General features: G+C 67.6%; 11 protein-coding genes and 1 pseudogene. 5 read left to right on the forward strand and 7 right to left on the reverse strand.

What is annotated here, in order from left to right:
• The 5 genes from B1964_RS27480 to B1964_RS27500 all read right to left on the reverse strand — a co-directional run.
• On the reverse strand, positions 1-855 hold an 855-nt coding region (locus tag B1964_RS27480), incomplete at its 3' end, for an acyltransferase (protein WP_079932082.1).
• Positions 852-2,141: a lipase family protein gene (locus B1964_RS27485; RefSeq protein ID WP_079932072.1), complete on the reverse strand. Its 1,290-nt coding sequence runs from the start codon at positions 2,139-2,141 to the stop codon at positions 852-854. The genes B1964_RS27480 and B1964_RS27485, both read right to left, overlap by 4 nt.
• Positions 2,138-2,830: a polysaccharide biosynthesis protein gene (locus B1964_RS27490; RefSeq protein ID WP_079932073.1), complete on the reverse strand. Its 693-nt coding sequence runs from the start codon at positions 2,828-2,830 to the stop codon at positions 2,138-2,140. The genes B1964_RS27485 and B1964_RS27490 overlap by 4 nt, the downstream gene beginning before the upstream one ends.
• Positions 2,827-4,077, reverse strand: coding sequence for an alpha/beta hydrolase (locus B1964_RS27495; RefSeq protein WP_079932074.1), 1,251 nt, complete (start codon positions 4,075-4,077; stop codon positions 2,827-2,829). Before B1964_RS27495 ends, B1964_RS27490 begins: the two co-directional genes overlap by 4 nt.
• 53 nt (positions 4,078-4,130) lie before the next feature.
• Complete coding sequence (locus tag B1964_RS27500) at positions 4,131-5,597, reverse strand: polysaccharide biosynthesis tyrosine autokinase (protein ID WP_079932075.1); 1,467 nt, start codon at positions 5,595-5,597, stop codon at positions 4,131-4,133.
• A gap of 239 nt (positions 5,598-5,836) precedes the next feature.
• Here B1964_RS27500 and B1964_RS27505 point away from each other — a divergent pair, with 239 nt between their 5' ends.
• From B1964_RS27505 to B1964_RS27520, 4 genes are all read left to right on the forward strand, one after another.
• Positions 5,837-7,291, forward strand: coding sequence for a hypothetical protein (locus B1964_RS27505; RefSeq protein ID WP_079932076.1), 1,455 nt, complete (start codon positions 5,837-5,839; stop codon positions 7,289-7,291).
• Between the two features lie 6 nt (positions 7,292-7,297).
• Entirely contained in the window at positions 7,298-7,894 is a 597-nt protein-coding gene (locus B1964_RS27510) for a YdcF family protein (RefSeq protein ID WP_079932077.1), read from the forward strand.
• A 38-nt stretch (positions 7,895-7,932) separates the two neighbouring features.
• Positions 7,933-9,303: an alpha/beta hydrolase-fold protein gene (locus B1964_RS27515; RefSeq protein WP_079932078.1), complete on the forward strand. Its 1,371-nt coding sequence runs from the start codon at positions 7,933-7,935 to the stop codon at positions 9,301-9,303.
• Positions 9,304-9,510: 207 nt separating this feature from the next.
• Positions 9,511-11,217 carry a cellulase family glycosylhydrolase gene (locus B1964_RS27520; RefSeq protein WP_079932079.1) on the forward strand — a complete coding sequence of 569 codons (1,707 nt, stop codon included), beginning with the start codon at positions 9,511-9,513 and terminating at the stop codon, positions 11,215-11,217.
• A 33-nt stretch (positions 11,218-11,250) separates the two neighbouring features.
• Here B1964_RS27520 and B1964_RS27525 read toward each other — a convergent pair whose 3' ends face one another.
• A complete protein-coding gene (locus B1964_RS27525) occupies positions 11,251-11,664 on the reverse strand; it encodes a hypothetical protein (protein WP_253194234.1) in 414 nt (137 codons plus the stop codon).
• A gap of 1 nt (position 11,665) precedes the next feature.
• On the reverse strand, positions 11,666-12,682 hold the full coding sequence (locus tag B1964_RS27530; protein WP_253194235.1) for a hypothetical protein: 1,017 nt from the start codon (positions 12,680-12,682) through the stop codon (positions 11,666-11,668).
• Positions 12,683-13,245: 563 nt separating this feature from the next.
• On the opposite strand from B1964_RS27530, the pseudogene B1964_RS27535 reads away from it, so the two are divergent.
• Positions 13,246-13,828, forward strand: a pseudogene (locus B1964_RS27535) (sugar transferase); the annotation flags it as partial.

Here is a 13,828-nt window from a genome sequence, read left to right on the forward strand (position 1 = left end):
CCCCCCGCCCCCCCCAGCCACGAACACCACCGTCGCCAGCATCCCGAAGGCGAAGTTGTCGCTGGAGGCCACGAAACTGCGCAGTACGACGGCCGCCCAGTTGGGTCCCCAGTTGGCCTCGATGGTGGTGGTGATGCCCGCGCGGTCGGTGAGCCAGGCGGCCAGGATCTTCCCGGCGATCCCGAGCACGATGAGGATCGCCGGTGGCGCGAGGACGAGGGCGGCGAGGTTGGTGCCGAATCGTCGCCGCAGGAACCACATTGCCGCGCCGAACACCGGAAGGCAGGCGTAGAAGACGAGTTCGAGGGTCAGCGACCAGGACGGGCTGATGCCGGTCTGCAGATAGTGCGGGAAGTAGGACTGCAGCAGGGTCAGGTTGGTGGCGAGCAGTCCGGGGTCGGTGATCATGCCGGTACCCGCGTCGGTGCCGGTGTGGCTCGACGCCCACTCGTTGTGCAGGAACGAAGCCTGCAGCGCGAAGTTCACGATGAGGAAGATGACGAGATAGCCCGGGAACACCCGCAGCAACCGATGAATGACGTAGGCGCGGGTGTCGGGCTGGGTCTGCTTGTGCTGCAGCAGGGCTCGCACATACGGCAGATACAGCAGGAAACCCGACAGCGCGAAGAAGAAGATCAGCGCCTGCCCGAGCATCGCCAGACCGCCCTTGGCCATCGTGTCCGGGGAGCACTGATTGGCCACGTGAACGATGAGGACCGCCCAGCACGCCACACCGCGTGGTCCGTCGAGTCCGCGGATGCGGCCGGCCTTGTAGGCCGGGGGGCTCACGGGGTCCGCGGGCGACGCGGCAGGCGTGACGTGCGGCTGCCGGCGGTCGGCGAGTTCTTCGGTCATCGTTGCTCACTCCCGGGGGCGGTGCCGCATGTGGAGAAGGCCGGCTCGTCGTCGAACCTGTTGAGAATCCAGCCGACAACGCTGTCGCCGGCGACGCCGCCGTGGTCGGCGTCCGGTTGGAATTGCGATTGCAGCGTGGCGCCGTTGGCGCATGCCGACCCGATCGCGGCGGCGGTCCATCGCGAGTCGATCAACTGGTCGCGCCCGCCGTAGAGCACCAGCATCGGTGCGGCCGGGCGTTGGTCGGGTACCGCGCGCCGGGCCAGCAATGCGGTGAGGGCGGCGGCGTCGACCGGTGAGTCCGGCGTCAGATCGTCAGGACTCAACGATCGCAGGATGCTCGCCCGTGCCTGTGCGTGCACCGGAAGGCATTGGGCGAGTTCGTCCCAATGGCTCTGGGCCGCACCGCGCACGTACTTGCCGAGGTCGAATCCGGGGTTCTCCTGTTGCACGGCGAGGATCAGCCAGGTGTAGAGGCCGTACTGGTCGAGGGTCAGTTGTCGTCGGGTGGCCAGATCGACCAGACCGGAGAACTGCGCGGCCGGTGACAGACTCGCCGTCCCCCGCAGATCGAGTCCCGCTCCGTAGGTGCCGGCCAGCGTGTTGGCCGCCCACACCGCCTGTCCGCCTTGGGAACCGCCGAGCGCGGCCCAGCGGGTGGAGACCCCGGGCACCAGCGCCCGGGCGGCCCGGACACCGTCGATGACGTTCATCCCCTCGGTGCGCGCGTCGAGGTAGGGGTGGGTGGGATCGCTGCTGCCGGGGTAGCCGAGGCCCTGATACTCCGGCACGACCACCACGTACCCCTGCTCGAGCCATGCCGCGGCGGTGGCGGCGAGATCACCGAGCGTCGGGTCGAGGGTCACGCCGCATTCGCCGAGAAGTCCGGTGGTGCCATGGGCGAGGACGACGGTGTCCCACCCGTCGGCGGGACGCGCGGAGGACGGGACGAACACCGCACCCCACACCGTCGTCGAGGCTCCGGTGCGACCGTCGGTGGACGCGTACCGGATTCGCAGCGCGGTGCTCGCCTGCGCGGTCACGCGGCGGTCGAGGTACGGCATGGTCTGCGCGGCGCGCAGCGCACCCGGTCCGGTGCCACTGGTGTTGACGTCGTAGGCCACGCCGGGGTCCCCGGTGTCGGTCGGAGCGGGGTCGGGGTTCGACGAACATCCGGTGGCGACGACGGCGACGATCACCAGGATCGCCAGCCACCATCCCGCGAGACGGCGCGAAGGTGCGGCGCCGGCCGCTGCGTGGCCGGCCGGCTCGCGAATGTCTGTCATCGGTCGGCCCCCATCGCCGGTTCACGCACGCGGACAACTGCTTCCCGCGGTGCCTCGATGACGTCGCGGGAGATCCCGACGCCCAGGACGCACACACTCGAGAGCACCACTCCGAGGACGAGCGCGGTCAGCAGCGTCGTCGAGATCCCGGGTGACATCGACCTCGCGGACGAGCCGGCGTCGATCACCTCGGCGTCGTATTGCGGCATGCCGTCGGTGCGGCTCCATTCGAGTTCGGTGACCAACCCGGCAAGGTTCGTGCCGACCCCGCGGGCCAGCGTCTGCGCGGCGTCGGCGGTCGGGCCCTTCGCGACGACGGTGAGCACGGCGCCGTCGCCGTAGGGCAGCACCGTGATCCGGCTGCGCAGTGTGGCGATGTCGGCGCCGCCGAGGGCGCCGGTGGCGTCGGCGAGGCGCGTGCGACCGAGGACCTGATCGGAGACGGCGAGGTCGCTGTAGCTCGAGATACGCAGTCGCCCGGCCAGATCGGAGGCCTGTGCCGCCGACACCGTCGCCGGCCCGGTCGCGGTGACCAGCAGCCGTGCCTGCGACTCGTAGGAGTGCGGCAGGAAGACGAAGGCCACGAGTCCGGCCACCACCGCCCCGAGGGTCGCGGCGGCGATCACCGGCAGACCGCGGACCCACAGTGCGGCGTAGTCGGCGGGTGTGCGGTCGCTGGGGGATCTCATGGCAGGTCACCACAATTCGCCGGTGGGGTGGGTCCGCCGTTGACGAGGCTGCGCATCCAGGCGACCGACTGGCTGGAATCGAGTGTGGCGTGGGTTTCACCGATACGTTTGATGGCCTGTATGTGACCGCCCTGCCGACACGACTGTGCGATCACGCGGGCGGTCCACGGCCAGTCGATCAGCGGGTCGTCGGAGCCGTACATGATGAAAAACGGTTTGCCACCGAAGTTCCCGGTACCCAGCGGGAGACCGGTGCGATCGAGCCACGTGAAGAGGCGTTTGGCGGCCGCTGCCGTCCTGGGCCGCAGGTCCTGCGGTCCCAGTGACGCGGTGGCACGCAACGTTGTCTCGAGGTTCTCCGCGGGGATGCAGTTGAGCACGTCCTCCCACACCGACTTCGCATACGGCGATCGGTAGTCGTCGGCGTTGAACTGATCGGGTAGAACCCGCGACAACGAGTCGATGAGATAGGCGAACAGCGGGTACTGGTCGCGGGTGAGGGTTCCCGCCTCGGCCTTGGTGACCAGATCCCGCATGTTCGACACCGGGACCAGCCCGACCGTACCGAGCAGGTCAAGACCGCCGCCGTAGGAGTCGGCGAGATCACCTGCAGCCCACGCCGCCATTCCACCGAGCGACACCCCGTAGGAGATCCACTTGTCCGACAGTGACGGATAGGTGGCGCGGGCCGCGCGCACCGCATCGATCATGTTGTAGCCATAGGTGCGTGCGTCGAGGAACGGGTTGTCGGCGTTGTTCATGCCGAGGCCCTGATAGTCGGGCATGGCAACGGCGAAACCGTTGTACAACAGCGCCGCGATGATGACGTCATTGCCCAAGAGATTGGTGTAGCGCGAGGGACCGCATTTGGACCGGACGCCGGAGTTACCGTGGCCCAGTGCGACAGTCACCCATCCACCGGCGGGGGGCCGGCCGCCGGGGACCGCGACGACCCCGGACACCACGGTCGGTTGACCGGTGATCCCGGAGGTGGACCGGTATTCGACGCGATGCACGACGGCACCGAGTTCGGTGATCGGCGCAATGTCCTCGGTGCCCGCCATGCCCACGGTCAGCACCGAGCCCGTTGCCGATCCGCCGGCGGCACGATCGACACTCGGCGCGGGCTCCGGCGTCACCAGCGGTGACCCGGGGACATCGGGGGCCAAGGCGATCGCCCCGGGTTGGTCGTCGCGGGCGGCACACGCCGACGCACCGAGAATCATGGTGGCCGCCAACACGATCATCGTCCTCCATCGCCGACGCGGCCCACCCGGGGTGCTGTGAATCCGGTGCTGGTTCACCGCGACTCACGCAGTGCGGGCTCGGGCACTGCCGACCCGGTGGCCGTCGATCCGGTGGCCGTGGGTTCGGGCGTCGGCTCCGGGGAGTCCGCGGACGAGCGGTCGGCGTCGGTCCTCGCCGGGGTGGCGGCGTCGGCCGATGATGCACGGCGAGCCGGTGCGCCGAAGGTCAGTACCGTGCCGATCACCGTGCCGACGGTGCCGAGGGACTCCACCGCGGCGCGCAGCGCCGACCGCGTGGTGCGCCCACGGCGGGCGACGACGACGACACCCTCGGCCAGCCCTGCGATGGCGCGGGCGTCCGGACCGAGCGCCCCGGCGTCGACGACCACCACGTCGAAGTGCTGACGCGCTTGTGCGAGAACCGTTTCCAGCCGGTGCGAACCCAGCAGTTCCCCTGGCGACGGGGGCACGGGACCGGCCGGCAGGAAGGCCGGCGTGGAGGTGGTGAGGACCTGCCCGAGCAGGTCGGACTCTCCGGTCAGGATGGTCGACAGGCCGGCGTTCGCCCCGGCGGCGAGGTGCGCCGTGAGGGACGGGTCACGCAGATCGCCGTCGATGAGCACCACCGATTGACCCGACCCACCGATCTCGGCGGCGAGATTGGCCGCGACACTCGACGTGCCGACGCCGGCGCCGGAGCCGACGACCGCGAGAACTCGTGGTGCCGCACCGTCGGGAGTGCGTTTCGCGCCGATGAACCTGACGTTGTTGCGCAGGTCGCGGTAGGCGTCGCCCTGGGGATCGTGCGCGAGGTCGGTGATGAGCGGGGCCTCGGCGCGGGCCGGTTCGTCGGCGATCACCGCGAGGACCGGAAGGTCTGCGGTATCGGCAAGGGCGAGTGGGTCGTTGACGCGTCGACGGGCCCGCAGACCGAGCCCGAGCGCGACGACGAGTCCGAGGAGTAGACCCACCACGGCGCCGAGGGCGGTCAGCAACCACCACGCCGGCCCAGCAGGCACACCGGGCAGCGATGCCTCGTCATAGACGATGGCGGTGGCCGCGGGTTCACCACCACGCCGGGAGGTCTCGAGTTCTTGGACGACGGCGACCGTCTCTCGGGTGACCGCCGCGGCCTCCGACTGGGCGCGGGCGGCCGAACCGGCGCTCACCGAGATGTCGAGGATGACGGTCTTGTCGATCGGGGTGGCCGTCGTCGACGCCTTCAGGTCGGCGGCACTCACCTGGCCGTTGAGGGCACGTGAGGCACGTTCGGCGACCTGGTCGCTGGTGGCGACCTGGGCGTAGGAATTGACCCGCGCCTCGGCGAAAAGGTTGTTCTGGTAGGACTCCCCGACCGATGTGCCGCCCTCCGCGGAGACGAAGAGCTTTGCCGTCGACACATATTTGACAGGCTGGATGAACATTCCGTAAACAAATCCGGCAGTGGCGAGAATCACCATTCCGGCAATCAGCACCCACCAGAACTTCACGAGAATGTGAACGTATTCCCGAACAGCCACCGGGCAAGCTCCTTTCAGTCGGCCAGACCCACCTCTAAGCCTCAGCCGCAGTGACCTTTTCGGGTCCAACCGGCGAATTCAGACATTCGCCGACCCGGATGGCACTTTCGCAGACCATAGTCCACAACCGCCGACAACGCACTCGGAGAGTTGAATGCCCAAGAAACACCCTCACCGATGCGTCGGGCGCCATTGGTCCGGCATTCTTCGGCGTGTGAGCAGGGAGCGATCATGTAAGGATGCTCCTCGTGGGAACAGTGCGCGCAGCGACAATCGTGGGTGCGGTGTCGGCGATCACTTTTGCCGCCGTCATCGCCGGGCCGACGCCGACCCAACTGCTGATGCTGCTCGCCATCGTCATCGTGGGTACCTACATCGGACTGGCGCATCCCACCTGGTTGTTGTGGGCACTGGCCGCCGTGCTCGCCTGCCTGCCCGCCGGATATGTGCCCGGCGTGCATCTGCCGCTCATCTTCGCGATGACCTCGGCGGTGTTGCTCGCCACCGTCGTTCATCCCCCAGCCGGGTCGTCCACTGCCTGGTCGTCCACTACCTGGTGGTCCACTGCCGGGTCCCCCACTGCACGGTTCCACATCGCGCTGCAGCCGTTGGACCGATTGCTGATCCTGTTCGCGCTGATCGCGATTCCGTCGGTGGTGTTGACGATGACCGGACTCGCCGACATCGTCGAGTACGCGAAATGGGCGACGGCGGTGTTGTTGATCGTCGCCCTGAGACGCCTCCCCGGATCGCAGCTGGCCACCTTCGGGCGGGTGTTCGTCGGTGCCACCGCGGTGTCCGGCCTGATCGGCCTCATCATGCTGACCGTCGACACCGGTGGCAAGACCTTCAGCCTGCTCTCGCCGTTCGGGTACACCCCGGCATCGGCGGGACGATTCGTCTACACCGGCGCCACTGCGATCCCGCGTCTGTCGGGAACTTTCATCGACCCGAACGCCGCAGGCATCGGCCTGCTCGCAGCACTGATGATCTGCCCACTGGTGTTCCGCGGACGCACCCGCTGGCTGCTGGGACTGTTCCTACTCGTGTGCATCGCCGGCACCCTCAGCCGTGCGGCGTTGTTCTCGGTGGTCCTCGGCGTCCTCCTGATGCTGTTGTTCCACACCATGTCCGGACGCGCCCGCGGATACATCGCCGGATCGATGGTCGCCGGAATGGTGGTCCTCGCCGCGGTCCCGGCGTCGCGACACCGGATCTTCTCGTCGTTCGGTTCCGGCGACACCGGCTCGTCGGCGCGCGGCGACGCGTTGCGCGACTACCCGGCGAACATGGCCGGCCACTGGCTTCTCGGACACGGCTGGGGCATACCGGAGTTCAAGGACCCCTCGCTGGCGTTCACCATCAACTACGTCGCCAATGCACCATTGCTTGCGATTTATCGTGGTGGTCTGTTCGTCGGGATCGTGTTCACCGTCGTCATGCTGTACTGCTGCCGGCTGGCGTATCGATGCCTGCGACACACCCGCTGGGAGCCGGCCTTCTTCGGCGGGTGTTTCATCGGGTTCTTCGTCCTGGGCATGCAACTGGACTTCAGTACCGTCACCATCCCCGTGTCGGTGACCGATCTGTCGGTGATGATCGCGTTTCTCGCGTTCGCCCAGCGGTTTTCGACGTCCGACGAGTCCGTCTCGGCCCGCGCGACGGCCCGGGCGACATCGGTCGGCGCCGGTTAGGGCCGGATGCGCGCGTACCTACGGCGGCATCGCACCCTGCGTCGGGCGTTGATCGTCGGTGTGGTGACCGCGCTCCTGCTCGGTTCGGCGTTCTGGGTCGTCGGGTATTTCCTGTTCTACCGGTCCCACGAGGACACCCTGCGCCGCGCGGACGCCATCGTGGTCCTCGGCGGCGAACACGACGGGCGGGAACAGTACGGGATCGACCTCGCCCGACGCCGCTACGCGCCGGTGGTGCTGCTCTCGGACCCGTACAACCGCTTCGAGGGGAAGGTCCCCGACCCGGTGATGGATCGCGCGTGCGCCGCGAGTACCGCTGCGGTGCAGGTGATCTGCTTCGTCCCGGAGCCGGGCACCACGGTCGGTGAGGCGATGTTCGCGACCAGGATGGCACGCGAACACCGGTGGCATTCGATGATCGTCATCAGCTGGCGCTTCCACCTCGTGCGTGCCCGGATGATCTTCGATCAATGCGGTGCCGACGGTGTGGTGATGCGGGCGGTGCCCCGCGACTATCCGTCGTCGGTCCTGTACTGGGGCGCCAACTTCGCGTACCAGTACGCGGGTCTGGCGAAGGCCGCGGTCGTCGGGTGCGATCGGTGAGATCACGAGCAGTGAGACTACGAGCAAGGGGATCAGTCATGCGACGACGCATTTCCAGCGTGTCCCGCCGAGCGGTCCAGGCCGCCACCGCCGTCGCGGTGTGCGCTGCCGCGGCGTTCGTGGCCGCACCGCCCGCCGCGGCGCTCAGCCCGGATCAGTTGCGCCCCAACTGCACCTGGGCGAGCGAGGCCGACGAGGCAGCCGCTGTGCAGACCTGCGCGGTGTACTCGGCAGCGATGAACCGGATCGTCCTGGTGCAGATCCGGCCGTCGACGTTGGCGGCCGGGTCCGCCGAGCACGCCGTCTACCTGCTCGACGGCATCAGCGCCCCCGATACCCGCAGCACCTGGGCCGACGCCGACAGCGGCGCCCTGGCCGCCTACAGCAACTCGTACAACCTGGTGATGCCCGCGGGTGGGGCCGGGACGTGGATGACCGACTGGCAGTCCACACCGGCCGGCGCGACCGGCACCCCGGGGGCGTCGGCCGAGTGGGAGACCTTCCTGTCGACCGAGTTACCCGCCTACCTCGCCGACGACTTCTCCGTCGAGCCCGGCGGCAACGCGATCGTCGGCCTGTCGATGTCGGGTGGGCCCGCGCTCACCATTGCACTCGATCACCCCGAGATCTTCACTGTCGCGCAGTCACTTTCCGGTTTCTACCAAACCAATAATCCCGTCGGATGGTTCGTGATCCCGGCCATCCAGAGTTACGTCACCGGCATCGCCAACGGCAACACCGCGATGTGGGGAGATCCGCTCGGCCCGACGAGCACGTGGTCGGCGCACGATGTCTCGGCCCGAATCGGCGAGATCACCGCCTCGGGTCAACGCATACTCATCACCACCGGCATCGGAGTGCCACTGCCGCAGGACTTTCTGATCATGGCCATCACCGGCAACCCCGTGGCCTTCGTCAGCGGCGTGGCGATCGAACTCGGGGCGCTCGCCTCCACGCTGGCCCTCAACGCCCAGGCCGTCCTCTACGGGTTGCCCGTCGACTTCTCCTACACCGTCGGATTGCACAGCTGGACGCAATGGTCGGCGAACGCCGGGGCCGACGCGGCGGCGGTGGAGTCCGCTCTCGCGACGGCGAATTCACCGACGACATCGAGCACGGCCCCCCGGACGTCGACCGCCGGTGCCGCAGCGATCGTGAGTACCACGGCGATCGCGAGTACCACGGCCACGACCACCGTGCAGACCAGTGCGGCGGTGAGTTCTGCGGGGACAACAACCACGGGGAGCAGTCCGTCCGGCGACGCCGGTCCGGATGTGGCGTCCTCGGGTTCGGCCGTATCGAGCACGGCGAGGCCGACATCGACGGCGCCCTCGGTACCGTCCGCTGACCCGATCCTCGCGCCCGGTACCGACTCCGCGTCGGTGCCCACCGCTTCGACGGCTCACTGAACCTCGCCGGGTCCTTCACACCGGCATTCATTCTCTGTTCACGAAAAACAACGGAAATGGGCGGCGCTCGATAGCGCGCGCCAATTCACAGCATTCCGTGTGGCGCATTCTCACGCCATTTGATATCAATTGACATCAGAGGCGGACCGGCAGTCCACGTACGGTCCATTCATTTGAGGACGGTCCATGCGGAATCGTAGTCCAGTCATGTCGTCCACACGGGTCGCCGCATTGTGTGCCACCGCAATTCTCGGATTCGGGACGGTGTCGAGCGCGCCCTTCCTCACCATCCCGCCCGTCGCGTCGGTGATCAGTCAGGCGTCGCCAGTGCCGATTCGCCTGGTGGCCGTGATCGATCAGAGTTCGACGACCATCGGCATCGCCGATTCCTCGCTGTACGGCCTCGACTCGGCCACGTTGGACACCACGCTGGACCACATCGCCTCACTCGGGGTGACCAGTGTCCGGGTGGCGATCCCGTGGATGAGTGTGGAGGCCAGGGAGGGGACCTACGACTGGACGCAACTCGATGCGCTCGTATCGGCGGCACAATCGCGCGGAATCAGCATCGTCGCCACCCTGACCGGAACGCCGTCGTGGGCGGGAAATATCATCAATGGTCATTTCGATCCCGACGAGTACGCCGATTTCGTCAGTGCGGTGGCCACCCGGTACGAGAATGAGATCAGCGGCTACGAGATCTGGAACGAACCGAATGCCGCACTGTTCTACAACCCGATCGACCCGACGTCGTATGCCGCATTCCTCAAAGACGCCTACTCCGCGATCAAAGCCGCCGACCCGAACGCCCTCGTGATCGCGGGAGTCCTCGGGGCGACGACCACGACGGGCGCCGCACTCGATCCCGTGACCTTCGTCCAGGAGATGTATGCGGCCGGGGCCGCGGGCTACTTCGACGCGTTGTCGTTTCACCCGTACCAGTTCTCCGAGGAGTACAGCGAGAACGATCACGCGGACTCCCCGGCCAGCCAGGTGACCGCCATCCAGGCGCTGATGGCCCAGTACGGGGATGCGGCGAAGAAGATCTGGATCACCGAGTACGGCGAGCCGACCACCGGGAGCTACACCCAAGCGCAGCAGGCGGCGTTCATCCAGGACTTCATCGAGGCCTGGCAGAACCAGACCGGTGCTGGACCGATCTACATCTACACCACGCGTGACACGGATACCGGCTCGTCGAACGTCGAGGACAACTTCGGTTTGTACGAGACCGACTGGACCCCCAAACCCGCCGCCCAGGTCCTCGCCGATCTGATCGCCCAGTACTCCGGAAGCGGCTCGGCCACTCAGGATCTCGGTCAAGCACTGGCGACCGCGCTGCAACAATGGGTCACCCAGCTTGCGCAGTCGCAACTCGCCGCGATCCAGCAGCTCTGGCAGGACCTGGCCAGTGCACTGCAATCGATGTTCGGCGTCTCCGCGACGACCACGACCCAGACGGTGGCCACGGCCGCCGCGCTGAGCACCGCGGCCGGAGCCATTGCGGCGACGTCGGCAGCTGCGACACCTGTTGCCACGACATCTGCTGCTTCGACATCTGCTGCGGCGTCGACGACCTCGACGACGACCGAGAGTTCTGTGCCCACCACGACGGCTGCGGCGTCGACGACGTCGGCGGCGCCCACCGCGTCGAGTTCTTCGTCGGCAACCACGACCGGGACCACTGCTCCGGAGACCACTGTTCCGGAGACCACTGTTCCGGAGACGACTGTTCCCGCGACGACCGTTCCCGAGACCTCGGCGCCGGCCAGCTCGGCCACTGCGTCGAGCGCCACCTCCGCCCCCACTGCCGACGCGACCCCCTCAGCCGCCGACAAGTCCTCCGCCACAAGCGAAACAACTTCCTCCGCGGGTGGTTCGGCGACCGTGCCCACCGCGTCGAGTGCGTCGTAGTCGGTCGAACGCGCCGTAGGCGGCGAGACCGGTTCAGCGCGCGGAGGTCACCGTCACGATCGCCGACGGTTCGCTGTTGGTGCACAGTGCCGAGGTCATCGTCCGCTGATTCGCGGTGCCGTGGATCGGGCCGCTGAAACACAGCCATGACCCCGACTTGTGTCGATGATCACCGTCGCCGCGAAGTGCGGCCGCAAAAACCTCGTCCATCACTCGATTGGCCTCGGCGCACGTGACACCGTCGGCGACGACCACATGTCCTGCGGGATCGCCGTGGAGCGGGTTGCAGGTCGTCGGCGTCCCGACCGCGATCGTGGATATCGCTGTGTCGGAGGCATTGTCGGCCCTGGTCGGTGCGCCACACGACGCCACGGCCAGCGTCACGGCCGCCGCGGTCAGTGCGGTGACAGCCCGCGCTGCGGTGCCGCGCACGGTGTGTCGCGGCATATCAGCGCCGCAGCACCGTCGCGGCATACTTGGGCTTCCAGTCGACCGTCAGCAGGGCACCGAAGTGGTCTTCACGATTGGCCGGAGAGGTGCCCGCATCGCGCACCGAGTAGATGAAAGCCGGTCCGCAGTAACCGGTTCGGGCAGCGGCAGCCAGGACGTCGGTGATCTGACGGGCCTGCGCACGCTGGGTCACCATGTCGGTGACGCCGAATCCGATCGGTGCGGTGCCCCCGGCGGGCAGGGTGGGCGCGCCGATCTCGGTGAGCCAGATCTTCTTGCGTGCGTCGCCGTGGCGCACCATGACCGCGCGGATTCCGCCGACCTCGGTCCAGCCGTTGGGGGTGGCGGTGATGCCGCCCGGGAACACATACGGGTGCATGGCGAGCGCGTCGAAGAAGCGTTGTGCACCGGCGGCATACATGGACGCAACGAATCCCGACGCGCCGGCACCGGGGCTCAGCCCGGCCGCGACGACCGTCGAATTGGGTTGCACCGCTTTGATGGCCACATACGCTGCCCGCAGGAGCGCGGTGTACCGCGCGGGATCGGGTGCCTGTGCACCCCAGAACAACGGCAGGTTCGGCTCGTTCCAGATCTCATGGTCGGTGACGTCGGGGTATCGGGCGATGAATGCCTTCATGAACCTGCCCAGGGCGGCCGGATCGGCGGGCGGGGCATAGATACCGAGCGGAGCGGAACCACGTGCCCACTGCGGGGTGGTCAGCACGTTGGAGAGCACCCGTAGATGATGTCGGCGGGCGGCGCCGATGACGCGGTCGGGGACGCTCCAGTCATACTGTCCTCGAACGCGTTCGATGGTGGACCAATCGACCATCACCCTCAGCCAACCCGCACCGGTCCGCGACACCGCGTCCAACTCCCGGTTGATGGTCGCTGCAGACTGGGTCAGCGGCGAACTGCCCTGCGCGAAGCCGTATCCGGCGGCCGGGGCGAGCACCGAGGCCTGCGCGCGTGGTGCTCCGGAGACCATGCCGGCCACGATCGCCAGGACCATGGCACAGACCATCAACGGGGCAGCGATTCTCCGGGTTCTCGACGCATGACGCGGTCGACACGATCCTCTGAGGTGTGGCACGCCGGACAGTGTATCGGCGATGGGGTGTTTCGGCGCGTCGAGACGGTGGTACCAGACCGATATCGCCGAGACCTATCTCACTGGATTTCCGCGGCCATTATCGTAACGTTCGGACGCCCGCCGACGAATGGCCCGCGCGAGGACGGTCGGTGGCCGCCCCGCTTCTCCGGTATGGCCGGTTTCTCCTGTGCAGAGAGCGCATTGCGGGTTCGGCGTCCGACCATGTTTCCATTTCACAGGGCTCGCCGATCGGCAATCGAACATCATATTCGGCGGCACCGAGGCCGCATTACCGAGAATTCATTGTCGGCTTTTCCCAACCGGTCTCCCAGCGGTTGAGGAAACGACGTTGCCCTCGTAATCTTCACTCGTACGGCGGACGTCGCGGGGTGACGCCGCATCCGTTTCTCCCGCACGACTCCACCTGCACCGAGGCGCCTGGTGGCGACATGTCGGGAAATGACTCACTTCCGGAGGTCGTCATGGCTGGTGATCCCGCTCTCGAGTGGCCGGCACGCGACCGGTCCTCGCGCGAGGACGTGGCTCGTCGGATTCGGTTCGGCATGCGCAAGCGTGAGACCTCACGGTCGTGGGTTCATCGTTACCAGCGACTGCTCACCGTCTCCGACGTTCTCATCGTCTGCGCCACGGTGGTCGGAGCCCAGGCAGCCCGATTCGGTTGGGGCAGCGGCCCGGTACTCAACGGGGTCAAACTCACCGCCGACGCCGTGTCATTGCTTCTCATCGTGGCGTGGGTCGTGGCGCTGCGAGTGTTCCAGACCCTGGACCGTCGGATTCTGGGTGCGGGGGCGCAGGAGTACAGCCGGGTGGTCACCGCATGCCTGACGGTGTTCGGCACACTCGCGATCGTCGATCTCCTGTTTCGCCTCAGCGTCGCCCGCGGATATGTGGCCGTCGCCCTGCCCGTCGGGACGGCCGCCCTGGTGCTGTCCCGCTGGTTGTGGCGACGGCGCCTGGTCTCGGCACGCAAAGCCGACCCCGACGCAGCGCGCGCCTACCTCGACCGGCTCCTGGTGATCGGTGAGATCCCCTCGGCGACAGCAC

Origin of the sequence: Gordonia sp. i37 (assembly GCF_002043085.1) — a bacterium.
Taxonomy (GTDB): Bacteria; Actinomycetota; Actinomycetes; order Mycobacteriales; family Mycobacteriaceae; genus Gordonia; species Gordonia polyisoprenivorans.

Bases quoted from the DNA above. Each gene is read 5' to 3' on its own strand.
- B1964_RS27530 (WP_253194235.1), bottom strand. From the start codon at position 12,682: ATGGTCCTGGCGATCGTGGCCGGCATGGTCTCCGGAGCACCACGCGCG.
- B1964_RS27490 (WP_079932073.1), bottom strand. From the start codon at position 2,830: ATGAGATCCCCCAGCGACCGCACACCCGCCGACTACGCCGCACTGTGG.
- B1964_RS27515 (WP_079932078.1), top strand. From the start codon at position 7,933: ATGCGACGACGCATTTCCAGCGTGTCCCGCCGAGCGGTCCAGGCCGCC.
- B1964_RS27485 (WP_079932072.1), bottom strand. From the start codon at position 2,141: ATGACAGACATTCGCGAGCCGGCCGGCCACGCAGCGGCCGGCGCCGCA.
- B1964_RS27520 (WP_079932079.1), top strand. From the start codon at position 9,511: ATGTCGTCCACACGGGTCGCCGCATTGTGTGCCACCGCAATTCTCGGA.
- B1964_RS27510 (WP_079932077.1), top strand. From the start codon at position 7,298: ATGCGCGCGTACCTACGGCGGCATCGCACCCTGCGTCGGGCGTTGATC.
- B1964_RS27505 (WP_079932076.1), top strand. From the start codon at position 5,837: ATGCTCCTCGTGGGAACAGTGCGCGCAGCGACAATCGTGGGTGCGGTG.
- B1964_RS27495 (WP_079932074.1), bottom strand. From the start codon at position 4,077: ATGATCGTGTTGGCGGCCACCATGATTCTCGGTGCGTCGGCGTGTGCC.
- B1964_RS27525 (WP_253194234.1), bottom strand. From the start codon at position 11,664: ATGCCGCGACACACCGTGCGCGGCACCGCAGCGCGGGCTGTCACCGCA.